The sequence below is a fragment of the Pseudoalteromonas sp. 1CM17D genome (assembly GCF_023161805.1).
GTDB classification, from domain to species: Bacteria; Pseudomonadota; Gammaproteobacteria; order Enterobacterales; family Alteromonadaceae; genus Pseudoalteromonas; species Pseudoalteromonas atlantica.
The window spans coordinates 309,355-336,352 of sequence record NZ_JALNTP010000002.1 but is presented as its reverse complement, the minus strand read 5'-3'; the positions used below and the strand labels follow the sequence as shown (position 1 = coordinate 336,352).

General features: G+C 41.5%; 23 protein-coding genes. 4 read left to right on the top strand and 19 right to left on the bottom strand.

What is annotated here, in order from left to right; all coding sequences use genetic code 11:
- Positions 1-63: 63 nt before the first annotated feature.
- Both ptsP and rppH read right to left on the bottom strand, forming a co-directional pair.
- Complete coding sequence (gene ptsP / locus MSC25_RS05200; RefSeq protein ID WP_248442819.1) at positions 64-2,328, bottom strand: phosphoenolpyruvate--protein phosphotransferase; 2,265 nt, start codon at positions 2,326-2,328, stop codon at positions 64-66.
- Between the two features lie 29 nt (positions 2,329-2,357).
- Positions 2,358-2,876, bottom strand: a complete 519-nt coding sequence (gene rppH / locus MSC25_RS05195; protein WP_004586239.1) for an RNA pyrophosphohydrolase — start codon at positions 2,874-2,876, stop codon at positions 2,358-2,360.
- A gap of 577 nt (positions 2,877-3,453) precedes the next feature.
- On the opposite strand from rppH, the gene mutH reads away from it, so the two are divergent.
- The gene (mutH, locus tag MSC25_RS05190; protein WP_004586238.1) at positions 3,454-4,125 is read left to right on the top strand and encodes a DNA mismatch repair endonuclease MutH; all 672 of its coding nucleotides are present in this window, start codon (positions 3,454-3,456) and stop codon (positions 4,123-4,125) included.
- Positions 4,126-4,293: 168 nt separating this feature from the next.
- On the opposite strand, the gene eno is transcribed toward mutH, so the two are convergent.
- From eno to rlmD, 5 genes are all read right to left on the bottom strand, one after another.
- Positions 4,294-5,592 carry a phosphopyruvate hydratase gene (gene eno, locus MSC25_RS05185; protein ID WP_029771921.1) on the bottom strand — a complete coding sequence of 433 codons (1,299 nt, stop codon included), beginning with the start codon at positions 5,590-5,592 and terminating at the stop codon, positions 4,294-4,296.
- Positions 5,593-5,704: 112 nt separating this feature from the next.
- A complete protein-coding gene (locus MSC25_RS05180; protein WP_004586236.1) occupies positions 5,705-7,339 on the bottom strand; it encodes a CTP synthase in 1,635 nt (544 codons plus the stop codon).
- Between the two features lie 177 nt (positions 7,340-7,516).
- Positions 7,517-8,314 carry a nucleoside triphosphate pyrophosphohydrolase gene (gene mazG / locus MSC25_RS05175; protein ID WP_248442917.1) on the bottom strand — a complete coding sequence of 266 codons (798 nt, stop codon included), beginning with the start codon at positions 8,312-8,314 and terminating at the stop codon, positions 7,517-7,519.
- Position 8,315: 1 nt separating this feature from the next.
- Positions 8,316-10,472: a GTP diphosphokinase gene (gene relA / locus MSC25_RS05170; RefSeq protein WP_248442818.1), complete on the bottom strand. Its 2,157-nt coding sequence runs from the start codon at positions 10,470-10,472 to the stop codon at positions 8,316-8,318.
- 8 nt (positions 10,473-10,480) lie between these two features.
- On the bottom strand, positions 10,481-11,806 hold the full coding sequence (gene rlmD, locus MSC25_RS05165; protein ID WP_248442817.1) for a 23S rRNA (uracil(1939)-C(5))-methyltransferase RlmD: 1,326 nt from the start codon (positions 11,804-11,806) through the stop codon (positions 10,481-10,483).
- Between the two features lie 111 nt (positions 11,807-11,917).
- Between rlmD and barA the strand changes: the two genes are divergently transcribed.
- The gene (barA, locus tag MSC25_RS05160) at positions 11,918-14,692 is read left to right on the top strand and encodes a two-component sensor histidine kinase BarA (RefSeq protein WP_024033078.1); all 2,775 of its coding nucleotides are present in this window, start codon (positions 11,918-11,920) and stop codon (positions 14,690-14,692) included.
- A gap of 103 nt (positions 14,693-14,795) precedes the next feature.
- On the opposite strand, the gene pdxJ is transcribed toward barA, so the two are convergent.
- From pdxJ to rpoE, 10 genes are all read right to left on the bottom strand, one after another.
- The gene (gene pdxJ / locus MSC25_RS05155; RefSeq protein WP_064385222.1) at positions 14,796-15,527 is read right to left on the bottom strand and encodes a pyridoxine 5'-phosphate synthase; all 732 of its coding nucleotides are present in this window, start codon (positions 15,525-15,527) and stop codon (positions 14,796-14,798) included.
- A gap of 21 nt (positions 15,528-15,548) precedes the next feature.
- On the bottom strand, positions 15,549-16,241 hold the full coding sequence (gene recO / locus MSC25_RS05150) for a DNA repair protein RecO (protein ID WP_248442816.1): 693 nt from the start codon (positions 16,239-16,241) through the stop codon (positions 15,549-15,551).
- A gap of 20 nt (positions 16,242-16,261) precedes the next feature.
- Positions 16,262-17,194, bottom strand: a complete 933-nt coding sequence (gene era / locus MSC25_RS05145) for a GTPase Era (RefSeq protein ID WP_248442815.1) — start codon at positions 17,192-17,194, stop codon at positions 16,262-16,264.
- A complete protein-coding gene (rnc, locus tag MSC25_RS05140) occupies positions 17,184-17,861 on the bottom strand; it encodes a ribonuclease III (RefSeq protein ID WP_004586228.1) in 678 nt (225 codons plus the stop codon). Before rnc ends, era begins: the two co-directional genes overlap by 11 nt.
- A 2-nt stretch (positions 17,862-17,863) precedes the next feature.
- The gene (gene lepB / locus MSC25_RS05135; protein WP_004586227.1) at positions 17,864-18,799 is read right to left on the bottom strand and encodes a signal peptidase I; all 936 of its coding nucleotides are present in this window, start codon (positions 18,797-18,799) and stop codon (positions 17,864-17,866) included.
- Between the two features lie 16 nt (positions 18,800-18,815).
- Positions 18,816-20,603, bottom strand: a complete 1,788-nt coding sequence (gene lepA, locus MSC25_RS05130) for a translation elongation factor 4 (RefSeq protein WP_029771928.1) — start codon at positions 20,601-20,603, stop codon at positions 18,816-18,818.
- A 189-nt stretch (positions 20,604-20,792) separates the two neighbouring features.
- Positions 20,793-21,242 carry a SoxR reducing system RseC family protein gene (locus tag MSC25_RS05125; protein ID WP_248442814.1) on the bottom strand — a complete coding sequence of 150 codons (450 nt, stop codon included), beginning with the start codon at positions 21,240-21,242 and terminating at the stop codon, positions 20,793-20,795.
- Positions 21,243-21,261: 19 nt separating this feature from the next.
- Positions 21,262-22,212 (bottom strand): MucB/RseB C-terminal domain-containing protein, encoded by a 951-nt coding sequence (locus tag MSC25_RS05120; RefSeq protein ID WP_054982697.1) that lies wholly within the window; start codon positions 22,210-22,212, stop codon positions 21,262-21,264.
- 4 nt (positions 22,213-22,216) lie between these two features.
- Complete coding sequence (locus tag MSC25_RS05115) at positions 22,217-22,843, bottom strand: RseA family anti-sigma factor (RefSeq protein WP_024033083.1); 627 nt, start codon at positions 22,841-22,843, stop codon at positions 22,217-22,219.
- Position 22,844: 1 nt separating this feature from the next.
- A complete protein-coding gene (gene rpoE, locus MSC25_RS05110) occupies positions 22,845-23,426 on the bottom strand; it encodes an RNA polymerase sigma factor RpoE (protein WP_004586222.1) in 582 nt (193 codons plus the stop codon).
- 245 nt (positions 23,427-23,671) lie between these two features.
- Between rpoE and nadB the strand changes: the two genes are divergently transcribed.
- Positions 23,672-25,282: an L-aspartate oxidase gene (gene nadB, locus MSC25_RS05105; RefSeq protein ID WP_024033085.1), complete on the top strand. Its 1,611-nt coding sequence runs from the start codon at positions 23,672-23,674 to the stop codon at positions 25,280-25,282.
- On the opposite strand, the gene MSC25_RS05100 is transcribed toward nadB, so the two are convergent.
- Positions 25,257-25,676 (bottom strand): hypothetical protein, encoded by a 420-nt coding sequence (locus MSC25_RS05100; RefSeq protein WP_004586220.1) that lies wholly within the window; start codon positions 25,674-25,676, stop codon positions 25,257-25,259. The genes nadB and MSC25_RS05100 overlap by 26 nt on opposite strands.
- Positions 25,669-25,920, bottom strand: a complete 252-nt coding sequence (locus MSC25_RS05095; protein WP_004586219.1) for a succinate dehydrogenase assembly factor 2 — start codon at positions 25,918-25,920, stop codon at positions 25,669-25,671. The genes MSC25_RS05100 and MSC25_RS05095 overlap by 8 nt, the downstream gene beginning before the upstream one ends.
- A 162-nt stretch (positions 25,921-26,082) precedes the next feature.
- On the opposite strand from MSC25_RS05095, the gene MSC25_RS05090 reads away from it, so the two are divergent.
- Positions 26,083-26,994, top strand: a complete 912-nt coding sequence (locus tag MSC25_RS05090) for a transcriptional regulator (RefSeq protein ID WP_248442813.1) — start codon at positions 26,083-26,085, stop codon at positions 26,992-26,994.
- Positions 26,995-26,998 lie beyond the last annotated feature (4 nt).

Here is a 26,998-nt window from a genome sequence, read left to right as displayed (position 1 = left end):
AAATACCTTTTCGTGCGCCTATATTAAAGGATTATAAAGTTAATAGCATCTTTAAGCGCTGCATTATTTGGCGGTGTAGAATAGATCGCCTAATTGGTGTTCAATCATAAAATTGCGCGTTAAGCGCAGTACCTGTTTAGCGTTCGATTGCACTAAACACTTTGCGAGTAATTGCTGCATATCGTTAATATTTAAGCGCCTTAAAATCCACTTTACTTTAATTAACGACGACATGTTCATACTTAAATGCCTATAGCCCATGGCAATGAGTAAAATAGCGCCCTCTGGCTCGCCGCCTAGCTCGCCACATAAACTAAAGGGTAAACAGTGTTTATTACATTCATTCGCTACTTTATTTAATACCCTTAACACGCCGGGGTGATATGGGTTAAATAACTGAGCCACCCGCGCATTTGCTCTATCGACAGCAAGTAAGTATTGCGTTAAATCGTTACTGCCTACTGAGCAAAAATCTACTTTTTTAGCCCACTCGTCGAGCATAAATATACTTGAGGGTACTTCAAGCATAATGCCCACTTCTGGGCGCTCCAAGTTTTGCTCTGGGTGTTTTTCTGCCAGTTCAAAATAAGCTTGTTCAAATAACGCGAGCGCTTCGTCTACCTCTTCTGTACCGCTGATCATAGGCAGCATTATTTTTAAATTACCTAAACCCATATTTGCTTTTAACATAGCTTTGAGCTGATCTAAAAACAGCTCTGGATGGTCAAGGCTTATGCGTATGCCGCGCCACCCTAAAAAGGGATTTTCTTCGGTGATATTAAAGTAATCTAAAACTTTATCGCCACCAATATCTAGGGTTCGCATAACCACTGGCGCTGGGTGGTAACTTTTTAGCACCTCCCTATACCAGTTTTCTTGCTCAGCTTGCGATGGAAATTGCCCCTTTTGCATAAACCATGCTTCGGTACGATAAAGCCCTACCCCATCGCAAATATGCGCACTGCTTTGCTCGGTATTAAGCTCAAGCCCTGCATTTAGCATTAAATTTATTTGCTCACCATCTAAGGTAACCGACTGCGCACTTTGCTCTGCTAAAAAGCGGTTGTTGAGTAGCTTATCTTGATGCTTTAACTGTGCGTATTCGTCGAGTAACACTTGCGAAGGAGAAATATATAAACGCCCAGCAAAGGCATCTAAAATCATTGGTTTGGCATCAAATTGCAATAGGGGTAAATCTTCAATACCCCAAATAGCCGGTATTCCCATCGCTCGGGTTAATATAGAGGCATGGCTATTGGCTGAGCCATTCACACTCACTACACCGGCTAAATGCCCGTTAGGTACTTCAGCCAGCATGGCGGGCGTTAAGGTATTCGCAATTAATATGGTATTGGGTGGGTAATCTTTTACTGCGTGCTCTGTGTTTACAAGGTGGTGTAATACCCTTAAACCTATGTCTTTTACATCAACTGCGCGCTCTTTTATGTAGGGGTCTTGCATGGCATTAAACTGCGAAATAAGCCGCTCAATAACAATTTTTAAGGCGCTTTTTGCGCACCAGCCCTCTTGTAACTGTACCTCAACATTGTGGCCTAAACTTTTCGCATCAAGTAATTGTTGGTATACATCAAATACCGCGAGTGCTTCACGTGGGATTGAGTCACTCAAGGTCATAGACAGGGTATTAAATTCTTTGCGGGTGGCAGCAACGGCTTGTGTAAACAAACGGCGCTGCTCGGCGCTATCGGGATCTTTTTTTAGCTCTATAGATTTAAAATCAAGCTTAGGCAGTACCACAAAGGCTTGGCCAATCCCAATACCTGGCGCACTCGACACCCCTTTGAGCACTGAGGTTTGGTGTGATGATTCGTCTTGGCGTAAAAGCTCTTTTATTTCAGCATGCGCAAGTTGCGAGGCTAGCTGCGCTGAAAGGGTAATTAAAAACGACTCTTCGTCTTGGCTAAAAACCCGCGCCATTTTTTGTTGTACAACAATAACGCCCAGTACCTTTTTTTGATGTACCACAGGTACAGACAAAAAAGCATTGTAACCTTCTTCGTTTACTTCGGGGGAGAGCTTAAAACGCGGATGAGATTTTGCAAAAGCTATATTAATGGGCTCTTCACGCTGGGCCACTAAACCTACAAGCCCTTCGGTAAAACCAATTCTAAACTTACCTACGGCGTCGGGGTTAAGGCCTTCGGTTGCCATAAGTACAAAGTTATCTTGGCTGTAGTCGGCAAAATAAATAGAGCAGCACTGGGTTTTCATGGCCTCTTTAACCATTTTCACAAAGCACACTAAGGCACTGTCTAAATTCGCTTGTTGCGAAACAGACTCAGCAATAGTTCTAAGTGTTGCCAGCATTACCTGCTCCTTATTTTATAATTATGCTACTACCTTTTGTGTCGCCACTGTTCTTTATGATGTTCTCTTTTATTAAAAGGCATTGCAAACGGTGCAAACTCTTTCATCACCCGTCTGTATACATCGCGTTTAAACGATACCACTTGCCTTACTGGGTACCAATAACTCACCCAGCGCCAATCATCAAACTCGGGATGATGTGTTTTAAGCAAGTTTACATCTTCATCTTTGCAACGCAGTTTTAATAAAAACCATTTTTGTTTTTGCCCAATACACACCGGACTAGAGTCGCGGCGAATTAATCGCTTGGGTAATTTATAGCGTAACCAATGTTTTGAGCTTGCAACTATTTCTACATCTTCTGGTCGCAAACCTACTTCTTCGTGTAATTCACGGTACATGGTTTGTTCGGGTGTTTCTCCGTCATCAACACCGCCTTGGGGAAATTGCCAAGAATGTTGACCGTAACGTCTAGCCCAAAAAACCTGCCCCTGATTATTGCAAATTACAATTCCGACATTGGCACGAAAACCTTCGGCATCAATCACCTTAGTGCCTCATTTGTAAGTCGATTTTTAATGATTGTTCCACATTAGCTGCAATTCGGCAAACACTATTATCCCCAAAGTCATCACGCCCTAATCGCACGTTTACTATTTACGCTGTGCATAACGACTTAACCTTAAATGAGCACTGAGTAATTACAAGGATAAAATAACCCTTAATTGACGCAACTTTTAGCAAAAAAAGCTAAGCTATGCCTTGATTATTATGTTTAGTGCTATTTACTCACAGCTTGTGTATAACTTTTGATAAACAAGGCTATTTTGCAAACAAGTCCACAATAGCAGATCTAAAAACTCGCTTTCTCCACAGATTCTGTGGATAAACATGTTTATATAGTTGTATTTATCCCATATAGAATTTGCTAACTTAATTAAAGCTGAATGAGTTAATTGAAAATATTAAAGCTAGTCAGTCACTTACAGTTAAACTGTGACTTTTTGGGGTGAGCAAAATTACGCCAAACACAGTGCGTATAAAAAACAACCAAAAGCAAAGATATCCACCTTACGGGGGTTTTGCTATCATGGCGCTGTTAATTATTCAAGGTAAATGAGTAGCATGCGACCAACAAAACCCCATTCAATTAATGACTTAATGCAACGCGTAAACGCTATTGCTGGTTTAACATTAGGGCAATTAGCCTCTCAATACAGCTTTAAAACCCCTGACGACCTATTACGTGAAAAAGGCTGGACCGGGCAACTTATTGAATACGTGTTAGGCGCTACTGCAGGCTCAAAACCCCTCCCCGACTTTGAAGATTTAGGCATTGAATTAAAAACACTGCCTATTTCGTATAAAGGAAAACCCTTAGAAACCACTTTTGTGTCGGTTACCCCCCTTATAAACGTAACCGGCATGACGTGGCATACAAGCGCTGTGCGTAAAAAACTCAATCATGTTTTATGGCTGCCTATATTGAGTGAGCGCGATATTGCGCCTTTTGATAGAACCATAGGCAGTGGTTTTTTATGGCAGCCTACGCCTGAGCAAGATGCGTTGCTACAACGAGACTGGGAAGAACAAATGGAGTTAATAGCGCTTGGGCGAGTTGATGAAATATCGGGCCATTTAGGGGATGCTATTCAAATTAGGCCAAAAGCCGCTAATAGCAAAGTGGTTACCGATGCTATTGGCCCAAATGGGCAAACAATAAAAACCTTACCGCGTGGTTTTTATTTAAAAACCAGTTTTACAGGGGCTATTTTAAAGCAGCAGTTTCAGCTCTGAGCTGTGCAGAAAATATTATGTCCTTTTTCGCACTGCGTGCGCGCGTCAGCAAGCTTAACGCCTACAAAGCTTCTCATCTCTTTAAAAAAGTATCAGGCATAAAAAATCCCCGCATTAGCGAGGATTTTATCATCTAAAATTAAAAATAAGATTCTATATAAAATAGAATTACTGACCTTTAACTTCTTTAAGACCGTTGTAAGGTGCTTTAGAACCTAGCGCTTCTTCAATGCGAAGAAGTTGGTTGTACTTAGCAACACGGTCAGAGCGGCTCAATGAACCTGTTTTAATTTGACCAGCAGCAGTACCTACCGCTAAATCAGCAATAGTTGCATCTTCTGTTTCGCCAGAACGGTGCGAAATAACAACTGTAAAGCCTGCATCTTTAGCCATTTTGATTGCTGCTAACGTTTCAGTTAGTGAACCAATTTGGTTAAATTTAATTAGGATTGAGTTAGCAATACCGTTATCAATACCGCGTTTTAAAATCTTAGTGTTAGTTACGAATAAATCATCGCCTACTAATTGGATTTTATCGCCCATTAATTTAGTTTGGTGTGCAAAGCCATCCCAATCTGACTCATCTAAGCCATCTTCAATAGATACAATTGGGTATTGCTCAGTTAAATCTTTTAAGAAGTAGTTAAACTCTTCTGAAGTGAACTTTTTGCCTTCACCTTTCAGATCGTAAATGTTTGCTTCTTTGTCGTAAAACTCAGATGCTGCGCAGTCCATAGCCAGTGTAATATCTTTACCTAGCTCGTAACCTGCGTTTGCTACAGCTGTTTTAATAGCAGCAAGTGCCGCTTCGTTTGATGCAAGGTTTGGTGCAAAACCACCTTCATCACCTACAGCTGTAGAGTGGCCGTCTGCCTTTAATACTTTAGCAAGGCTGTGGAACACTTCAGCGCCCATACGTAGGCCTTCGCGGAAGTTTTCAGCGCCAACAGGTTGGATCATAAATTCTTGAATATCTACAGAGTTATCTGCGTGCTCACCACCGTTGATAATGTTCATCATAGGTAACGGCATTGAGTAAACACCTGGTGTACCGTTTAAGTCTGCGATGTGCTCGTAAAGCTCAACTTTTTTAAATTGTGCAGCGGCTTTTGCAGTCGCTAGTGATACCGCTAAGATAGCATTTGCACCTAGTTTTTCTTTATTTTCAGTGCCATCTAAATCTAGCATTACTTTATCTACAGCACTTTGTTCTAATGCATTTTGGCCTTTTAACGCATCCGCAATTTCGTTGTTAATAAAACCAACTGCGTTTAATACGCCTTTACCTAAGTAACGGGCTTTGTCACCATCACGTAGCTCTAGTGCTTCGCGAGTACCTGTTGATGCACCTGAAGGAGCGGCAGCGCGGCCCCAAGAACCATCAGCTAAATATACATCAGCTTCAACAGTAGGGTTACCACGCGAGTCCATAATTTCGCGACCAATTACTTTTACGATTTCTGACATCTTGATTCCTCTATATTCCCAAAATGGTGAGTTCAGCTAACTTTACTACGTTTTATATCTTTTAGTCAGCCCTTTAGACAAAAAAGCCGTGCAATATGCACGGCTTTTTTAATTACGAAGACGTTTTTTGGTGAGTATGAGCGGCTGCTACAAACCCTTCAAATAACGGGTGACCATCACGTGGTGTTGACGTAAATTCCGGGTGGAATTGCGCGGCAATAAACCATGGGTGATCTTTATTTTCGATGATCTCTACTAGTTTTTTATCTTCTGATAAACCGGTAAAGCTTAAGCCTGCTTGCTCTAATTGCTCTACAAAGTTGTTGTTTACTTCGTAGCGATGACGGTGACGTTCAATAATTTCTGTATTGCCGTACACTTCGTGCACCTTAGAACCCGGCGTTAAGTGACATTTTTGTGCGCCTAAACGCATGGTGCCACCTAAATCAGATTTTTCATCACGTATCTCAATGTTACCCTCAGCATCTAACCACTCTGTAATTAAGCCCACTACTGGCGCTTTAGAGTGAATATTAAACTCAGTTGAGTTAGCGTCGGTTAAACCTGCAACATTACGTGCGTATTCAATAAGTGCTACTTGCATACCTAAACAAATGCCTAGGTAAGGTACTTTGTTTTCACGGGCATACTTAGCTGCTAAAATTTTACCTTCAACACCACGGCCGCCAAAACCACCTGGTACTAAAATAGCGTCTAGATGAGAAAGCAGTTCTACCCCTTTGCTTTCTAAGTCTTGCGAGTCAACGTATTCAATATTAATGGTTAAACGGTTTTTAAGACCTGCATGCTTTAGTGCTTCGTTAACTGATTTGTATGCATCTGGTAGTTCAATGTACTTACCAACCATACCAATCGTTACTTCGCCAGTCGGGTTAGACTCTTGATAAAGTACTTGTTCCCATTCAACTAAATCAGCTTCTGGTGCGTCAAGGTGAAAACGACGACACACAAAGTTATCTAGCTCTTGTGATTTTAATAGCGCAGGAATTTTGTAAATGCTGTCTACGTCAGGAAGCGAAATAACCGCTTTTTCTTCAACGTTTGTAAACAATGCAATTTTTGCACGTTCATTGTTAGGCAATTTACGGTCTGAGCGACAAATAAGAATATCTGGCTGAATACCTACAGAGCGTAACTCTTTAACTGAGTGCTGTGTTGGTTTAGTTTTTACTTCGCCTGCAGGGCCTAAGAATGGCACTAGCGTTAGGTGAATAAATAGCGCACGTTCGCGGCCAATTTCTGTACCTAACTGACGAATTGCTTCAATAAATGGTTGTGATTCAATATCACCTACTGTGCCACCAATTTCTACAATCGCAATATCATGACCTTCAGCACCGTCGTATACACGTTGCTTAATGTCATTTGTGATGTGTGGAATAACCTGAATGGTTGCACCTAAGTATTCACCACGGCGCTCACGACGTAGTACATCTTCGTACACTCGCCCTTGTGTGAAGTTGTTGCGGCTGGTCATTTTGGTGCGAATAAAACGCTCGTAGTGACCTAAATCAAGATCCGTTTCGGCGCCGTCTTCTGTAACGTATACTTCACCGTGTTGAATTGGGCTCATTGTGCCTGGGTCAACGTTTATGTAAGGATCCAGCTTTAAAATGGTAACATCTAAACCGCGGGCCTCTAAAATAGCTGCCAATGACGCTGCTGCAATACCTTTACCCAACGAAGAAACAACCCCGCCAGTAACGAAGATAAATTTTGTACTCATGCGAACCCTAGAATATCAGGAATTAAAAGGAATATAACACCCGAGAAAGAGACTCTGGGTATATCATCAAGACGGGGCGAAATTGTACCAAAACAGCGTTGAGCAATCCAGCTAAAAATAGCGTTTAGACGCACAAAAAATGTTCGTTGATTAACATTAGGTTGTACTGAGCTAATCTTATTTCGCTTTTTTAATGGCTTCCCATGCTTCTTCCATTTCGTCAAGCGTTGCGCTGTTTAAACTTTTACCTTTTGCAATTAAATAACCTTGCACTTTTTCAAAGCGCGCCGAGAACTTATCGTTGGCTTGTCTGAGTAGTTGCTCTGGGTCGCGTTTAACATGGCGAGCCACATTTACTGTGGCAAATAATAAGTCGCCTATTTCTTCTGCTGTATGATCGGATGAAGGGTCGTGCTCAAGCGCTTCTTTTACTTCAAGTACCTCTTCACTTACTTTATCAAGTGCCCCGTGGTAGCTTGGCCAATCAAAACCAAGTGCGGCAACACGCTGCTGAATTTTTTTAGCTTTAGTTAGGCTTGGCATATTGGTGGGTATATCTTGCCAAAGAGAGGCTTTGCTTGGCTGTACTTTTGCTGCACGCTCTTGTGCTTTAATTGCCTGCCATTGCTCTGCTAATTGCTCGTCGGTTAATGCTTGCTTAGTGTTAAAAACATGAGGGTGACGGCGGGTAAGTTTACTATTTAGTTCACTAACCACGTCGTTAAAATCAAACATGTCCTGCTCTTTAGCAAGTTGTGCGTAAAAAACGATTTGAAACAGTAAATCACCCAGCTCATTTTTAAGCTCGTTTAAATTACCCGACTCTATGCAGTCGGCCACTTCAAAGGCTTCTTCTAGCGTGTGCGGAACAATCGATTTAAAGTTTTGCTTGCGATCCCACGGGCAACCGTCGGTAGGATCGCGAAGCAACGCCATAATATCGAGGAGTTGCTCAAGGGCGTTACTGTTTGCCATTTTATTGGTTTCGCTTGGCACTGTGAACACCTTCAATTTGATGCAGTTTAGACAAAACCCGGTTTGTGCCCGATAAATCATGCACTTCTATTTGCATAGTAAATACCGCTAACTGATCGGCCCCAACAGTATTAACGTTCATGTTGATCACATTTACTTTTTCGTTAGCCAGTACAGAGCTAATATCGCGAATTAAACCTGAGCGATCGCTGGCTTCTATTTTTATACTTAGCGCATAAGAGCCGTTTATTTCATCTGACCAACTAACCGATATTACACGCTCTGGGTGCAGCTCTTTTAAGTTGTTAAATGAATCGCAATCTTCGCGGTGTACCCCAATGCCACGGCCTTGTGTAATATAGCCAATTATTTCATCGCCAGGTACTGGGCGACAACACTTAGCAACGTGGCTCATTAAGCTGCCCACGCCATCCACCACAATGCCGTTTTTATCGCCAGTTACTTTACTTGGCGCTTTAAAACGAATAACGGGTTCTTCTTCAGTACGATCACTGACAAAGTTAAGCATTTGGTTTAAGCGAACATCGCCGGCACCTATGGCAACCATTAAGTCATCTAGTTCTTTAAAATTAAAGCGCTTAATAGCTGGGTCTAAATCTTTGTAGGTTAAATCTAGCTTTTGCAGTTCGTTATCAAGAATCTCTTTACCGGCGCTTAAGTTTTTATCGCGGTCGAGCTGTTTAAACCAATGATGGATTTTAGCCCTTGCACGCGACGATTTAATGTAACCAAGCGATGGATTTAACCAATCGCGGCTTGGATTAGGCTGCTTTTGCGTGAGAATTTCTACCTGATCGCCCGTTGATAGCTGATGTGTAAACGGCACTATTTTGCCAAATACTTTAGCCCCTATGCAGCGGTGCCCTACATTTGAGTGAATGTAGTAAGCAAAATCAAGCGGTGTAGCGCCAACAGGTAAATCGATGATATCGCCACTTGGGGTAAATATATAAACGCGGTCTTCTACAACTTGGTTTTTAAGCTCTTCGGCTAAATCGCCCCCATCAACCACTTCTTCTTGCCATTGCAGTAATTTGCGCAACCAGCTAATTTTTTGCTCATAGCCTGAGCCTCTCCCAGGTAAAGCGCCTTCTTTATACATCCAGTGCGCGGCTACGCCTAGCTCTGCATCTTGGTGCATTTCGCTGGTGCGTATTTGTATTTCAACGGTTTTCCCTTCAGGGCCAAATACCACGGTATGAATTGATTGATAGCCATTTTGTTTAGGTGTAGCAACGTAGTCGTCAAACTCTTTATTAAGGTGGCGCCAATTAGTGTGCACAATACCTAGCGCGCCGTAACAATCTTGCAGCCGCTCTACAACAATTCGCATTGCTCTAATATCAAACAGCTGATCAAACTCGTAGTTTTTTTGCTGCATTTTTTTATAAATGCTGTAAATGTGCTTAGGGCGGCCATACACTTGCGCCTCAATACCGGCTTCGCTTAGGCGAGCTTTTACTTGCGCAACCATGTCTTCCATATAGGCTTCACGGGCAAGGCGCTTGTCATCAAGTTGTTTAGCAATGCTTTTATAGGTGTCGGGGTGTAAATACCTAAACGATAAATCTTCTAGTTCCCACTTAAGCTGGCCTATACCTAACCTGTTTGCTAACGGGGCAAAAATATCGGCGGTTTCTTTAGCGGCAATAACACGCTCTTCTTCATCGCCATTTTTTACATTGCGTAAATGGCACACTTGCTCAGCAAGTTTAATCACCACAGCGCGCACATCTTCAACCATGGTAAGTAACATTTTACGAATGTTATCTACCTGCATAGTGCCTTTACCTTGGTGCGATAAAGTACTAATAGCAGCCATTTGCGCAACCCCTGTTAAAAGCATGGCTACATTTTTGCCAAGTTGTGCTTCTACGGTTTCAAGGTCTACTAAGTCGTTTAAGTAGTAATGCGTGAGATACGCGGTTGCGAGAGATTCTGCATCTAAATTTAACTCGGCTAAAATCTCGACCATTTCTATGGCCGTGTTTTGCCGTGCTTGGTTGTCACATGTAACACACAATGCTTGCGCTTTGTTTAGTAGCGTTATTTTCTCTTGCGATAACGCTAACTGTTTTAGGCTAGTAGCAAAGTCACCTGTGTCGTCCTGCTGATGTGATTGACGTGTAGCGACCATAAAACGCTTTACCTCCGTTGAAATAACGCCATTGTTTCTATGTGTCCTGTATGTGGAAACATATTCATTAGCCCAATTTTAGTAACTTCAAAGCCTGCTTGCGAAATAATTGCACTGTCACGGGCTAAAGTAACAGGATCGCAAGAGACATATAAAATGGTTTTAAACTGCTTTAAAGGTAGTTGCTCTAAAACAGCCATAGCACCTGTGCGAGAAGGGTCTAATACTAATACGTCTAGCGCCTTATTAAACCATTGTGCTGTTTCAATTTTTTGCGTTAAATCAAAACAATGAAAGTGCGCATTAGTGATAGAGTTAGTTTGCGCATTTTGTGTCGCCATTGCAACCGCCGATGTAACCCCTTCTACTCCAATAACCGATTTAGCATGCTGGGCTAGCACTAATGAAAAGTTACCAATACCACAAAATAAATCCAATACTTGCTCGTTTCCTTGCAAGTTAAGCCAATTTACCGACTGAGCTAACATAGCTTGGTTAACTTCATCATTTACTTGAATAAAATTACCAAGGCCAAATTCAAACTTTAAATTAAACTTTTCTAAAAAATAATACGGCGTAGGCAAATGAGCCTGCTCTATAACATCGCTGTTGTCTTGCCAAGTAATTAACCATTGCTGTGCGTTTGCTGCTTCTTGTATATAGCTTTTGGCTTCATCTGGTATCGCTTTAGTATGGCGAATAACAATAAAGTTCCCAGCCTCGTTTTGGCATAACTGTAAATGACTTATACTGTGTAGCGCTTTATATTGATTAATAAGCGTTTCAAAAATACTAAATACGTTAGTAAATGCCTTACTAAGCACATCACATTGCTCAATACTAATCACATTTTTAGAGCTAGGCGCACGATACCCAACTCGCATTTTTTTAGCGGCTTTATCATACATTACGGCAATACGCGCACTGCGTCTGTAATGAGTGGGCTTACTTAAAAGAGGCGCTTGCCAATTTAAGTCGCTTAATTTGGCAAATTTTTGAAACAGTTGCGTCACTGCATTTTGCTTTTCAACCACTTGCTGATTTATTTCTAGGTGCTGCAACTGGCAACCACCACAGTGATTATAATGCTGACAAAAAGGCTGCGTGCGCGCATCGCTTGGATTAATAACCTTAACCAGCTTTGCACTACTGTATTTGGCTTTATCTTCAATTAGGCTTGCCGTTACTTTTTCATTCATTAAAGCGCCGCTTACAAAGCACACTTTGTTATTGTGTTTGGCAACGCCCCGCCCTTGATGATCCATGGCCGTAATATTAAGTGTGAGTGTTTGCTGTTTAAGTGGTTTTTTCTTTGCTTTAAAAATTTGCGCCATGCGGCATTACCTTAAATTTTGTATTACGTATAAGCAAATCAGATGCTTTGAGAATAGCCGATGAACCGTATATACTCGATCCATACTAATAATGATAATAACGCTTCCATTATGACCAAATTAGGCTTACGTGATTCTGTTTTAACCTTAACCTTGATCCCCACAGTGATCATTGGTTTGTTACTTGGCGGCTATTTTACAATAAATCGTTACATTGAGCTTGATGAAATTTTATATCAACAAGGCAGCTCAATATCTGAACCTTTAGCAATTGCTTTAGAGCAGCCTTTACTTGAAAAAAATAAAAAGCTGCTCAACCGTCTGATTAGTTACACACACAATAAGCACTCCCCAACCATTAAATCGATTGCTATTTTTGATACCAGCAATCAGCTTATTATGACCAGTAACTATCATCGCTCGTTTGATGAACTAACTCAAAAAGAACAAATTGAAAATCTTCACACAACAAAAATTAATAAATCAGAAGAGTTAATCACGTTCTACACCCCAATTTTTAATCACTCTGCGCCGGTATCAAAATGGGATATTAATGATTTTCAAACCCCGCTTGGCACCGTTATTTTACAACTTAATAAAGACCAAGCGATTATAGGCCAGCAGCGAGCGGTTTTAATAAGCGGCATTGTTATTTTATTTTCAATAATATTGGCATCTATTTTAGCGCTTAAGCTTAGCCGTATGTTCATGAACCCGCTTAATAAGTTAGTACTTGCCACCGACAAACTAGTTGAGGGTAAAAGAGACACGGGTTTAAACGACACCATGATGGGCGAGTTTGAACTTTTGCGTGAAGGGCTTAATACCATTGCCCACACTATGGTTATGCAAAAAGACGAAATGCAAAAAAATATTGATCAGGCCACGAGTGATTACCGCGAAACCCTAGAGCAATACGAAACCTCAAATATTCAGCTAACCATGGCCAAAAAAGAGGCGCAAGATGCTAACCGCGTTAAGTCCGACTTTTTAGCTAAAATGAGTCACGAGTTACGCACCCCGCTTAATGGGGTTATTGGCTTTACGCGCCAATTGTATAAAACACCTTTAAATAAACATCAAAAAGACTACCTCGATACCATAGAACTTTCTGCCAATAGCTTATTGACGATTATTAGCGATATTTTAGATTTTTCTAAACTTGAAGCAGGCGCAATGGAGCTTGAATCAATCCAGTTTCAACTTCGCGATAGCGTAAACGAGGTTATGACATTATTAGCTCCCTCGGCGCATGAAAAACAACTTGAGCTATCTATTTATATCAACCCACAAGTGCCTGATGATTTAACCGGTGACCCCACTCGCCTTAAACAAGTCCTTATTAACTTGTTAAGTAATGCCATTAAGTTTACTGAAAAAGGCTCTATAAAAGTTGATATAAGCTACCGCTTATTAGATGAAGACCGCGCCTCTATTTTAGTATCAGTAACCGATACCGGTGTGGGTATTCCAATGGATAAGCAAGATGCGTTATTTACTGCATTTGGCCAAGCAGATTCATCCATCACCCGAAAATTTGGCGGCACTGGTTTAGGTCTTATTATTACCAAACACATTGTAGAGGCTATGAATGGCCGAATAACGCTAAATTCAGCCCCGGGAAGCGGCACCTGTTTTACCTTTAATGGTGTGTTTAGGTTGCCTGATCATACCTTTAGTAACGACTTACCTTCTAAATCACTTATTGGTAAACGCATATTATACCTAGAGCCACACGAGCATACGCACCACTCAGTGCTTTCTGTATTAAACGAGTGGGAAGCGGTTGTAACCGCCTGTTTTAATGAAGCAGCGTTTTTAGACGCCATCAAACATAAAATGTTCAAGTACGATATTTGTATTATTGGTGATATGGCATCGGTAGATGATATGCAGCGACTTAAGAGCTATGTGAATATGGTTCGCGAGTCGTGCGATTATTTATACCTTATGCTTAATACTGTATCGCATAATATGCGCGAAGCGTTTATTGGTAGCGGTGCCGATGCGTGCTTAAGTAAGCCGCTTAATCACCGTAAATTATGTGAAGTACTGGCTGCGCCTTATCGCCTTGACCATCCAACCTTGAATATTGAGCCAAGCGACCAAACATTATTACCATTAAAAGTACTGGTGGTAGATGACAACGATGCAAACTTAAAACTTATTTGCACCTTGTTAAAAGAGCAAGTTGAATTTATAGACACCGCTTATAATGGCTCGCAAGCCTACAGCTTAAGTAAAAGCCATAAGTACGATGTTATTTTTATGGACATACAAATGCCGATTATGGATGGCATTACCGCGTGTAAACTTATTAAGGAGTCTTCTTTAAACGAAGACACACCTATTATTGCGGTAACCGCGCATGCACTGCACAGTGAAAAAGAGCAGCTATTAAAAGATGGCTTTAAAGGCTATTTAACTAAGCCTATTGATGAGGACATGCTGAGCCAAATTATTTGCGATCATAGTCCGCAATCGCCCGTAAGCCGCGACAAAATTAAAAGTGTAACGTCACAAAGCCCAGCTCCATTTGAAAGTAACTGCTTAGATTGGTCGCTTGCGCTACAACGTGCAGGGGGCAAAGGTGAGCTGGCGCTGGAAATGCTCAATATGCTATTACAAAGTGTGCCAGAGACGCTCTCGCAGCTCAACGAAGCTATTGAGCAAAACGATTGCCAAACGGTATTAAGTGTTATCCACAAATTCCATGGCGCGTGCTGTTATACCGGTGTGCCTAAGCTTAAATCACTGGCAGAAACCATAGAAACCTCACTTAAAAGTGATTGCGTGCTAGATAACGTTGAGCCTGAACTATTTGAGCTTCAGGATGAGCTGGAAAACCTCATGGCAGATGCAAGTGCTACCGAGCATCAACGCTAAAAAACACGTAATAAAAAAGCGCAGTAAATGCGCTTTTAACAGGTTTTGATACCATTTTACTTAATTAAGTATTTCTATGAAATGGTGCCACCATAGGGTTAAATTATAACCTTGCCTCAATCATGAGGCGTTTCATGTCGCGTACTGCTTTTTCAAGGCCATCAATAGCTGCGCGCGCAATAATAGCGTGGCCAATGTTAAGCTCATAAATTTCAGGCATTGCAGCAATAGGTTTTACGTTATGATAATGAAGGCCATGCCCTGCATTTACAATTAAGCCTAAGCTCGCCGCGTATTTTACACCCTCTCGTATGTGCTCAAGCTCTTTGTGTAAATCTTCATCATTAGTGGCATCTGCATACGCGCCGGTATGAATTTCTACATACGGTGCACCACACGCTTTAGCTGCATCTAACTGTGCTTTATCGGCATCAATAAATAATGATACTTTAATACCCGCATCAGTCAGTGTTTTAGTGGCCGCTTTAATTTTATCTACATTAGCGGCCACATCTAGACCGCCTTCGGTCGTAAGCTCTTCACGTTTTTCAGGTACTAAACATACGTACTCAGGCTTTACTTCAAGGGCAATATTAATCATTTCATCTGTAACCGCTGTTTCAAGATTCATACGCGTTTGAATCGTTTTAGCCATTACGTATACATCGCGGTCTTGAATATGGCGACGGTCTTCACGCAAATGAATAGTAATACCATCTGCACCGGCGTGCTCTGCCACACTGGCTGCATGTGCTGGGTCTGGGTATGATGTACCACGCGCTTGGCGAAGCGTTGCAATATGATCAACGTTTACGCCTAAAAGAATGTCTTTCATTTTGTTACCTGTAAAATATGTTTATTGAGAGGCCATAAATAATTCACGGCTTTTTAATGGTTTATTACCCAGTAAAGGTTTTAGTAAATAACGGCTTAATTGTTTTGCCATATAGAGTACATCGCTTTGGCTAAAATCATGATTAGCAATCGCTTTGAGCTGCGCGCCGCTAAACCCTGAGCGCGTAGCTTGTTGCATCAAAAAACCCAACTCAGGAAAGTAACTATACGTTTGTCTTTCATCAATTGGCTCACCACTGGCATCAAAGCTAAAGTCGACGCCATAGCCCAACAACTCTAATAGTTGAAATTCGTATGAGCGCAGCACCGATTGTAAATCGACATCGCTATTTAAGTTCTCTAGGTGAGTTTTGTAGAGCTCAAACACTTGTTCAAGTGGCTCGTTTACCGGCACAATGCGGTTAGTCAGCTCATTTAAATAAAAGCCACAGTAAAGCTTATCCTTTGTTAAATATAAAGGATTACCATGTAGCTCAAATTTATTAATGTATTTTAAATCGTACTTGCCACTGTAATGAACAAGCAGTGCCTGAAAAGGCTGTAATTGTGCTTTGTGTTTAGTGGCCTGGCGACCACTCACTCTGGCTAGCATTCTAAGCTGGCCTACGCCTTCTACCAGCATATCGAGCATTACTTGAGAGTCGCTATAAGGACGCCGATGTAATAGGTACGCTGTGTAGAAGTCGCTATCCATATTAGTTGGTTAAATGCAGGTTAATCTTCGCCATAGCCTAAACTTCTTAAGGCACGTTCATCATCTGCCCAACCCGATTTAACTTTAACCCAAAGCTCTAAAAACACTTTGTTATCGAGCATTTCTTCAAGGTCTTTACGGGCTTCACGGCCAATCACTTTAAGCTTTTCGCCTTTGTTGCCTATTACCATGCGTTTTTGGGTTTCACGCTCAACAAGAATTAACCCGTTGATATGCCAAACACCGTTTTCTTGCCATTTAAACTGCTCAATTTCTACAGTAACAGAATACGGCAGCTCTTCACCCATAAAGCGCATTAGCTTTTCACGAATAACTTCTGCCGCCATAAAACGCATTGAGCGGTCGGTTACATAGTCATCAGGAAAGTAAAATTCGCACGGTGGTAAGCGTTTAGTTACTTCGGCTTTAATTAAATCAACGTTTTTACCTTGCGTTGCCGATACAGGCATAATGCCCACAAAATCAAATTTGTCGCCAAGCATCTTCATATGCGGTAATACTAAATCGCGGTCTTTTACTTGGTCAATTTTATTAATAACAAGTAAAACAGGCTTACCACTTTGCGATACTTTAGTAAGTACCATTTCGTCATCGGCATTCCAGTTAGTGCCCTCAACAACAAAAATAATAAGCTCTACATCACCGATTGAGCTCGATGCAGCACGGTTCATTAAGCGGTTAATAGCGCGCTTTTCTTCAACGTGTAAGCCCGGCGTATCAATATAAACAGCTTGGTGTTGCCCTTCTGTATGAATACCCATAATACGGTGGCGAGTTGTTTGTGGCTTGCGCGAGGTAATACTTACTTTTTGCTCAATGATTTCATTAAGCAATGTTGATTTACCTACATTAGGGCGGCCAACAATGGCAACCATGCCACAAAACGTATCAATATCACCTTCATGAGGCTGTATTAAGGTATCAAGATTCATTTTTTAGTATCTTCAATGCTTTTTCGGCAGCTTTTTGTTCGGCTTTACGGCGCGAGCTACCAACAGAAATAATGCTATCCATACCTTCAACTATACATTCAACCGTGAACGTTTGATTGTGCGCTTGACCTTTGGTATCAACAACGGTGTAGCCCGGTAAAGATAACTTACGCGCTTGTAGATACTCTTGCAGCAGGGTCTTAGGATCTTTTTGATTAAGCCCTGGTGAAATAGCATCAAGTCGAGATTCGTACCACGCTAAAATTAGCTCGCCACAGCGGTCTATGTTTGAGTCTAAAAACACAGCCCCTATAATGGCTTCTACAGCATCAGCTAATGTTGATTCACGACGAAAACCACCGCTTTTTAACTCACCCGGCCCAAGGCGCAAGTAGTCACCTAAACCAAACTCTAGCCCAAATTCAGCAAGGGTTTGGCCACGCACAAGCGTAGAGCGCATACGGCTTAAATCGCCTTCACGCGCTTTTGGAAATTTGTCGTACAAAGCATTGGCAATAACAAAGCTCAAAATTGAATCGCCTAAAAACTCTAAGCGTTCGTTGTGTTGACCTTTATGACTGCGGTGCGTCATTGCCTGTTCAAGTAAACCTTGATCAGCAAATTCGTAGCCAATTCGTTTATATAATTCTGTTACATTTTTTTTCATTGTTACTGAATATTACCTAGGCGTTCAAAACGAACACCAGTTGGAACCCATCCTGGTAAAACATCATCTGGGCCATTCTCAAATTCAAAACTCATCCATATAAAGACAGCTTTACCCACCAAGTTTTCTTTTGGTACAAAGCCCCAAAAGCGACTATCTTGGCTGTTGTCGCGGTTATCACCCATCATAAAATAATGATCAGCTGGTACAGTCCATTCATCCGAAGGAGTCCCTGGTTGCTGATAGTAACGCCCTTTACGTTCAGGTGCGCGTGGGTTGATTAAAATGTCGTGCTTGAGTGTCGTTAAATCTTCATTTACTCGGGCAAGCGACATTTGGCCTTGTTTAAACTCATTATCGTTAATTAATTTAAAATCAATTTTATTAAACTCATTACAAAGTAGGTCCCCCTGCTGGGTCTCGCCTTCTTTACAATTAGGTTGAATATATAAACGTTTATCACGATAAACAATTTTATCGCCCGGTAAACCAATAGCACGTTTTATATAATCTACTCGCTCATCTAACGGGTATTTAAAAACAACAATATCGCCGCGTTCAGGCTCGCCTACATCTACAAGCTGGCTACGCCATACCGGGTCTTTAATCCCGTACGAGTACTTTTGTACTAAAATAAAGTCGCCCACCAACAAGGTTGGCATCATTGAACCTGACGGTATTTGAAAAGGCTCAAAAATAAACGACCTAAAAATAGTAATAGCTGCAATCATCGGAAAAATCGATTTTGCAGTTTCTGTAATTGCCGGCTCAGGTGCTATTAACGCCGCTGTTTCTTCATCAAGCTGGCCACCGGCAGATGTTTGGGCAAGCGCCAAACGCTCTTGCCTTTTTGGCGCATACATTAGGTGGTCAATTAACCATATTAAACCTGAGCCTAACGTTAATAACACCAATAAAACTGAGAAATAACCAGCCATCTATAATCCTTTGTTTTTATTTACCAACTTTCAAAATAGCTAGAAACGCTTCTTGCGGTACTTCTACGTTACCCAATTGCTTCATTCGTTTTTTACCATCTTTTTGCTTTTGCAGTAGCTTTTTCTTACGACTCACATCACCACCGTAACACTTAGCGATTACATTTTTACGTAATTGCTTAACCGTGGTACGGGCAATAACATGTTGTCCTATTGCAGCTTGAATCGCAATATCAAACATTTGACGCGGAATAAGCTCTTTTAACGCATCAGCAAGTTGGCGGCCACGTGATTGTGCACTGTCGCGGTGAACAATTATAGCGAGCGCATCAACACGTTCACCATTAATAAGTATATCAACACGTACCATGTCTGATGTTTGAAAGTGCTTAAAGTTGTAATCAAGCGATGCAAAACCACGACTGGTTGACTTTAATTTATCAAAAAAGTCCATAACCACTTCAGCCATAGGTAGCTCATAAGTTACAGCGACTTGCTTGCCGTGATAACTCATTTTAGTTTGCATACCACGCTTTTCTACACACAGAGTAATAACGCTACCTAAAAACTCTTGCGGTACAAGTATGTTTGCCTCTACTACTGGTTCGCGGATTTCAACAATATCATTAACCGCTGGTAGGTCAGACGGGTTATCAATTTGACTCGTACCTTCTTTGGTTACTACTTCGTAGATTACAGTAGGTGCCGTGGTAATTAAATCAATATCGTATTCACGCTCTAAACGCTCTTGAATAATTTCCATGTGTAGCATACCTAAAAAGCCACAGCGGAAGCCAAAACCCAGTGCTGTTGAATTTTCAGGTTCAAAAAATAACGACGCATCATTTAAGCTTAGTTTATTAAGCGCATCGCGGAACGATTCATAATCATCAGAGGCAATTGGGAACATACCTGCATATACTTGCGGCTTAATTTTTTGAAAGCCTGGTAAACGCACTGGTGCCGCATTTTTTTGATGCGTAATCGTATCGCCCACTGGGGCGCCGTGTATTTCTTTAATACCGGCAATAACAAACCCTACTTCGCCGGTACGTAAAATACCCGTGTTGGTTTGCTTAGGGGTAAAAATACCCACGTGATCAGCTGTATGTACTTGCTCGTTCGACATTATTTTTATTTTGTCGCCGGCACGTAGTTCACCGTGCTTAATACGCACTAGTGATACAACACCTTGGTATGGGTCAAACCACGAGTCAATAATAAGCGCCTGTAAAGGTTGATCTTTTTCACCTACCGGTGGTGGGATATCCTTTACAATCATTTCAAGTACTTCAGCAATACCAACACCTGTTTTTGCACTACATTGCACAGCGTCTAGGGCATCAATACCAATAATGTCTTCAATTTCTTCTGCTACACGAAGCGGATCGGCTTGCGGTAAATCTATTTTATTTAAAACAGGGATTACTTCTAAATCCATTTCAATGGCGGTATAACAGTTTGCCAGCGTTTGTGCTTCAACACCTTGTCCGGCATCAACAACTAAAAGCGCACCTTCACATGCCGCTAAAGAGCGAGAAACTTCATAAGTAAAGTCAACGTGCCCTGGTGTATCGATAAAGTTAAGTTGGTAGGTTTCGCCATCGTTAGCTGTGTAGTTAAGCGTTACACTTTGCGCTTTAATGGTAATACCGCGCTCACGCTCGATGTCCATTGAATCTAACACTTGCTTTTGCATTTCGCGGTCTGTTAAGCCACCACAAACCTGGATCAAACGATCTGAAAGGGTCGATTTACCATGGTCAATATGGGCGATGATCGAAAAATTACGGATATGCTTCATAAACTGGATTCTAAACTTCTATTTTAATAGGCTAAGTACGAACACCTGAGTGACTTGAAAATACTTATTGGGTATAAGTGCTATATAAGTGGCTAAATGCGCTTTAGATAATCAAATTTTTGATTGCCTTTTTACCCTGTATTTCCAAGTTACTCTGGTATAAAACGGCAATTTTACATTTAATTGGCCTTAATCACCATCTATTTGCGTTAAAGGAAGGCTAATTGGATGAATTTTTATCACTTTTACATCATGCCTGAGCGTTTTTACTTTGTTTTTGGCTAAAAAGTAACCACCCACACCGCCCAAAGCGGCGAATAATATTTGCCATCCCTGCGCTAAAAGTAGTAATTCGGCACTAATAAATGCAAGCGTTAATCCTAAAAATAAAGGCAGCATGTATACAGCAAAAGCATGTTTGACTAAATGCGAATCATCTAATGAGAGCGTTACTTTTTGGCCCACTTCTACAGGAGTATCAAATTGATATGGAAAGGTTTTTTTATCGCTACCAAAGAGTTTGGCAAAGACTTGCGAGCCACAGCGACCATTACACCCTTCGCAGGCTTTTTTTTGCTGGGCTTCTAAGTGGGCAGTGGCGCCATCTAGGGCAACCACTGTAAGTGTTTGTTCAATCATAACAACCCTTACGAATTGTTTATAATGCGCGAGTCACTGACTCAGCAATTGCCTTTGCGGTTTGGCTTGGCACATTACCAACAACGGATACATCAAAGTTTCCGCCATTATGCACATAAATTGTCGTTGCGCCAGAAGTTAATGATCCGCTTAAGCGGCGACCTGGTAAGGGGCGCTGTACAAAAACAGAAATTTCCACAAACCCATCAGAATATAAATAATAGTCAGTAAGTTCGTTATTTAAATCAAGTTTATGGCGGTCTGATTTTAGTAATTTAAAGCCATTAGGTAACCAACCAATACGCCAGTTTGTGGCATTACTTTTTTCACCTTCCAGCGCGTTACCTGGTAACGGCGTTGGAAAATTACGATTGAGCACTTCTAAAATCATCGGTGCTGGTTGCTCTGTTACGCTAATATGGGTTAACTGTAGCTGCTCTAATGCTTCACCTTGGTGGTTAACATAAGCGGCTTTTAATAACAGCGATGACTCTGTATCAAGCCAAATCCAATAGTTATATTTGTATTCATCTTTTGATTCTATTCTCACCAGTTGCGCCGCTCGCCCTGCAATACGGCCTTTACCACCTAGCACAAAATCATATTGGCTGCTTAATGCTTCAATATCTTTAAATAATACTTCAGGTATTGGCCCAGCAATGGAGTCTGTATTTATAGAGTATGGCTGCGATTGCGGTTCAAAGTAGGTTACTTGGTCGTTAATTCTCACCATTTCTAAGCCCGCGCCATTAAGTAAACTTAAATGCTCAAGCTCTGTTTCACCTTGCTTTGCATGCACCCAACGGTAAGGTTCCATGGCTTTACCCTTTACCACCACAAAAGAGGCGTCAAAATTACGGGTATGCACTGCGTTCGCCATGTTTAGTAATAAATCTTTGGCGGGATTTGTGTCGTTAGCAAAAACATTAAAGCTTAATACCAACGACAGAACAAAAGTGATTACTTTCATTTAATTAGTTTTTTTCCTCTTGCGCTTTGTCACTATTTTGCGCTGTTTGCAAAGAGTGTGCAACACGTGCTTGACGTTGATGCTCTAAAACTAACGCGCCAATGCGTTGTTGCTGTAATTCGCGTAAACCTTGCTCAGCGTTTTCAAGAGCAGGTTCTGAAGAATAACTCACCGGCGACGCCATACCTGTTAATGGGGTAGTTTGTAAAAGCGGAATTTCGCTTTCTTGCTCGCCCGCACCTTGCGGCAAGGTATTTACGCCAACAATGGCAAACATAGCTACGCTTGCAGCAATAGCAAGTTGAGCAACCGGCTTACGCCAATTAAACGCCACTACTTTGTTGTCTTGCTGCGCTTCACTGTGCTCGGTATCTGGAGCTTTGTTTGCTGTCGATTGGGTGAAATCGGCATACACAGGCTCACTTTCAAGTGCTAAGGCGATGTTATCGCTTATATCGATGTGTATGTCGTTGTTATTTTTTTGAGCACGCATCGCATCACCAATTAGCGCATATCGACCAAACGTAGCAACATCCTGATCAGAAATTTTACCCTCTGCAAGGTGTTGTTCGCCGTCAAGTAATGCTGATAACGTTTCGCTATCCAACTTGTTAACGTGTGCTTTTGTCATACTAAGACTCGCCTATTAATGGGTTTAATTTATTATCTATTGCTTCTCGGGCTCTAAAAATACGCGAACGTACTGTCCCAACAGGGCAATCCATTACCACGGCTATTTCTTCATAGCTCATCCCTTCGATTTCTCTTAGGGTAATCGCGGTTTTAAGGTCTTCAGGCAAACTATCAATCGTATTAAAAATAACAGCGCGTACTTCGTCGCTTAACAGTAAGTTTTCAGGCGATGCGTTTGAACGCATCGAATCCGCACCGTCATAAAACTCGGCATCTTCAGCGTCTATATCGTTTGCTGGCGGTTTACGGCCCTGAGCTACTAAATAATTTTTAGCACAATTAACGGCAATACGGTATAACCACGTATAAAAGGCACTATCACCTCTAAAGTTTGGAAGTGCACGGTAGGCCTTAATAAATGCCTCTTGTGCTACATCTGCAATATCGCCTTGGTTAGACACATAACGTGAAATTAACCCTGCAATTTTGTTCTGATACTTCTTTACTAATAGGTTGAAGGCGTTTTTATCTCCTTGCTGGACCCTTTTTACAAGCGCTAAATCTAATTCCTGCTCGCTCATTCGAGCCGGTACTCCTCTGTTTGATTCTTGCTGGTTATTCATAGTGTCGCCATTGTTCACAAATACTCTGACCTCTTTATGAATAAAAAGTTCTGCTTAATATTATTTTTTTATAAAATAGTCGTAAATAACGGCGCTAAGCCATTAAAATCACTACGTAGTAATATGACAAATATGATACAACTACATTATTAAAAACAAATATTGCTCTAATTTGAGCATTGTAACCGCAAAGTACCTCTGACATGAACCAAAATAAACATCATATTGCTGATGTCGCTATTATCGGTAGCGGCGCGGCGGGCTTATCTCTTGCATTGTCTTTAGCTAACTATTGTAATGTTACTGTGATCAGTAAAGGTGCCCTTACCGAAGGCTCTACACTGTATGCACAAGGCGGGATTGCCGCAGTATTTGATAAAAAAAACGACAGCATAGAATCACATGTTGAAGATACCCTTGATGCCGGCGGGGGTTTATGTGACCGAGAAGCTGTGCATTATACTGCAAGTAATGCACATCAGTGTTTACAATGGCTCATTGAGCAAGGCGTTCCTTTTGATATGGAGTTTGATAGCAAAGGAAAAGAGCGCTTTCATTTAACCCGCGAAGGCGGACACAGCCATCGCCGTATTTTACATGCAGCCGATGCCACTGGTAAGGCCGTACAAACCACGTTAATTAGCCAAGTTAAAGCGCATAAAAACATTACCTTGCTCGAGCAATACAATGCCATCGATTTGATTAGTGATAAAAGCTTAGGTAAGCCGGGTTCGCATATTCATGGCATGTACGTGTGGAATAAAAAAGCAAAAAAAGTAGAAACTATTTCAGCTAAATTTGTAGCGCTCGCAACAGGGGGGGCAAGCAAGGTGTATTTGTACACTTCAAACCCTGATGTATCTAGCGGTGACGGTATTGCCATGGCGTGGCGTGCAGGCTGTAGGGTAGCCAATATGGAATTTAACCAGTTTCACCCCACAAGCCTTTATCATCCAGAGCTACAAAACTTCTTAATTACCGAAGCTATGCGCGGTGAAGGAGCGTATTTAAAGCGCCCCGACGGCACTCGCTTTATGAAAGACTTTGACGATAGAGAAGAGCTGGCACCGCGCGACATAGTAGCCCGTGCTATCGACTTTGAAATGAAGCGTTTAGGTGCAAATTGTGTATACCTAGATATTAGCCACAAAGATAAAGACTTTATTATTGAGCACTTCCCTACTATTTACGCAAAGTGTTTAAGTGTAGGGCTTGATATAACCAAAGAAGCCATCCCGGTTGTTCCTGCCGCGCATTATACGTGTGGCGGTGTAATGAGCGACTTTAACGGTAAAACCGATTTAGATAACCTATATGCTGTAGGCGAAGTAGCCTACACGGGTTTGCACGGCGCTAACCGTATGGCGAGCAATTCATTATTAGAGTGCATTGTATTTGCTCACGCTGCCGCAAAAGATATTTTAAGTAAACTTGAGCATGCGCCAGCACCACTTGCGCTGCCAAGCTGGGATGAAAGCCGAGTCAGTAATTCTGATGAAGAAATTGTTATTACCCATAACTGGCACGAACTTCGGTTATTTATGTGGGATTATGTAGGCATTGTGCGCTCAACTAAACGCCTAGAACGAGCACTGCACCGTGTTGAGTTATTACAACAAGAAATACATGATTATTACGCAAACTTTAGAGTAAGTAATAACTTATTGGAGCTTCGTAATTTAGTGCAAGTAGCCGAGCTGATAATTAGAAGTGCAATGCAGCGTAAAGAAAGCCGTGGCCTTCACTATACGATTGACTACCCTGAGCAAAATGAAAACCCAACACCCACTATTTTGATTCCACCTCGCCATTAATGGCAATCAATGCTGCGCGCTTTAAACGTGCGTAGCTTTGCTTATTTACGCCATTAGCTGAAATAATAAGCCATTGGCGTTTATTAAAACCTTTAATGTGTAACCAAACAGTAGTATTTAATATTTTTGTTTTAGGGGTTATTTGCCCCTGAACCTTTAAATTTTCGTTTTCAAAGCGTATTTGCTTAGGCTCTAAAATAATAACGCCACTTTCAGGGTGAATAGCCACTATTTTTTGCCATACCCAGTAAAACGCAATTGTATTTACAGTTATACAAACAACAATGCTAAAAAAAGAGCTTAAATAAAGCCCTAATACCACACTTAATAAGCAGAAAAACAGCACCACAGGCCGCTGTTCTGCTTTGTTATTTACTACTGTAAACCTATACACGAACTCGGTCTAAAATTAGCGATACCATGGTGTTAAGCTCAGCATCTTTACACTCTTCATGGCCCATAAACCATGCAAATAAATCAGGGTCTTCTTGGGTTAGCAAACGCTGAAATACAGCCTGTTGCTGTGCATTTAACGAATCATACGCCTGCTCTACAAATGGCATAAACAAAACATCTAACTCTAACATGCCGCGGCGACAAGCCCAGCGTATACGTGCTTTACTATGAATTTCAGTCATTTTAAACCTCATACTTAATTGTCCCGAGTTTAACAAATACCCGTCTAATTAGCAGCTATTAATCTGTGTTCAAATAATAAAAAACTGCCCGCCTTCGTTGCTGTACCCTAGGTTATAACTGCGTTATTATGTCTACTCATTTGTATTGCACAGAAGGTTTTTATGTCGAGCGTTTATGCATGTCCGTTATCTCACCAACTTATTAGCCTAACCGGTGCGGATAAATTGTCTTATCTTCACGGACAAATCACTCAAGATCTCAATAAACTATCTAACAGCAATTATTTATGGGCTGGTCACTGCAGTGCCAAAGGCAAGTTGTGGGGTGTGTTTAAATTATTTTCTCACCAAGATAGCTACTACTTAGCAGGTTCACAGCCTGAGGTAGAGAAGTCGCTCAGTGAGCTAAAAAAATACGCTGTGTTTGCCAAAGTAGATATTGATGTTTCTACGAACAGATTAATCGGGTTGATCAGTGACGATTTAACCCCAGTACTAGAAAAACTTGATATTCGTTTTTCTGATGACCAAGCGGCCTGTGACTTCCCAAGTGGTAAAGCCCTTAAGTTAGCGCCAAATCGCGTTTTACTAATGGTTGATAGCCAATTTAGTATGCCAGATGATGTGTCTACATTAGATAACTGCGCACTATGGCAAGAAGCCGCTATAAAAGCGGGCGAGCCACAATTAAATAGTGACGCCATTGGCGAATACGTACCACAAATGGTAAACCTTCAAGCGATTAACGGCATTAGTTTTAAAAAAGGCTGTTACACCGGCCAAGAAACGGTTGCCCGTATGAAGTACCTAGGTAAAAACAAACGCGCTATGTATATTGTTACAGGTAAAAGCGATGGCCTACTTGAAGAGCCAGAGCTTGAAACCCAAGTGGGCGAAAACTGGCGCCGCGCTGGTAAACTAATTGCCCAAAGCTATAACGAAAATAGCCAAACCATATTTGGCCTTGTTGTGCTGCCAAACGATACACCAAGTACACACGTACTTCGTGCAAAGCACACCCCTCAGGTAGAGCTAAGCATTCTGCCTCTACCTTACTCTCTTGAAGATGAATAAATAG

Excerpts from the sequence above, each read along its gene's own strand:
- MSC25_RS05125 (WP_248442814.1), bottom strand. The coding sequence starts at position 21,242 with ATGATTGAACAAACACTTACAGTGGTTGCCCTAGATGGCGCCACTGCC.
- recO (WP_248442816.1), bottom strand. The coding sequence starts at position 16,241 with ATGGATAGCGACTTCTACACAGCGTACCTATTACATCGGCGTCCTTAT.
- mazG (WP_248442917.1), bottom strand. The coding sequence starts at position 8,314 with ATGGCAAACAGTAACGCCCTTGAGCAACTCCTCGATATTATGGCGTTG.
- MSC25_RS05115 (WP_024033083.1), bottom strand. The coding sequence starts at position 22,843 with ATGACAAAAGCACACGTTAACAAGTTGGATAGCGAAACGTTATCAGCA.
- lepA (WP_029771928.1), bottom strand. The coding sequence starts at position 20,603 with ATGAAGCATATCCGTAATTTTTCGATCATCGCCCATATTGACCATGGT.
- relA (WP_248442818.1), bottom strand. The coding sequence starts at position 10,472 with ATGGTCGCTACACGTCAATCACATCAGCAGGACGACACAGGTGACTTT.
- pdxJ (WP_064385222.1), bottom strand. The coding sequence starts at position 15,527 with ATGAAAGACATTCTTTTAGGCGTAAACGTTGATCATATTGCAACGCTT.
- rpoE (WP_004586222.1), bottom strand. The coding sequence starts at position 23,426 with ATGAGCGAGCAGGAATTAGATTTAGCGCTTGTAAAAAGGGTCCAGCAA.
- rnc (WP_004586228.1), bottom strand. The coding sequence starts at position 17,861 with ATGAAAAAAAATGTAACAGAATTATATAAACGAATTGGCTACGAATTT.
- nadB (WP_024033085.1), top strand. The coding sequence starts at position 23,672 with ATGAACCAAAATAAACATCATATTGCTGATGTCGCTATTATCGGTAGC.
- barA (WP_024033078.1), top strand. The coding sequence starts at position 11,918 with ATGACCAAATTAGGCTTACGTGATTCTGTTTTAACCTTAACCTTGATC.
- rlmD (WP_248442817.1), bottom strand. The coding sequence starts at position 11,806 with ATGGCGCAAATTTTTAAAGCAAAGAAAAAACCACTTAAACAGCAAACA.
- lepB (WP_004586227.1), bottom strand. The coding sequence starts at position 18,799 with ATGGCTGGTTATTTCTCAGTTTTATTGGTGTTATTAACGTTAGGCTCA.
- MSC25_RS05120 (WP_054982697.1), bottom strand. The coding sequence starts at position 22,212 with ATGAAAGTAATCACTTTTGTTCTGTCGTTGGTATTAAGCTTTAATGTT.
- era (WP_248442815.1), bottom strand. The coding sequence starts at position 17,194 with ATGAATCTTGATACCTTAATACAGCCTCATGAAGGTGATATTGATACG.
- MSC25_RS05095 (WP_004586219.1), bottom strand. The coding sequence starts at position 25,920 with ATGACTGAAATTCATAGTAAAGCACGTATACGCTGGGCTTGTCGCCGC.
- MSC25_RS05090 (WP_248442813.1), top strand. The coding sequence starts at position 26,083 with ATGTCGAGCGTTTATGCATGTCCGTTATCTCACCAACTTATTAGCCTA.
- mutH (WP_004586238.1), top strand. The coding sequence starts at position 3,454 with ATGCGACCAACAAAACCCCATTCAATTAATGACTTAATGCAACGCGTA.
- eno (WP_029771921.1), bottom strand. The coding sequence starts at position 5,592 with ATGTCAGAAATCGTAAAAGTAATTGGTCGCGAAATTATGGACTCGCGT.
- MSC25_RS05180 (WP_004586236.1), bottom strand. The coding sequence starts at position 7,339 with ATGAGTACAAAATTTATCTTCGTTACTGGCGGGGTTGTTTCTTCGTTG.
- ptsP (WP_248442819.1), bottom strand. The coding sequence starts at position 2,328 with ATGCTGGCAACACTTAGAACTATTGCTGAGTCTGTTTCGCAACAAGCG.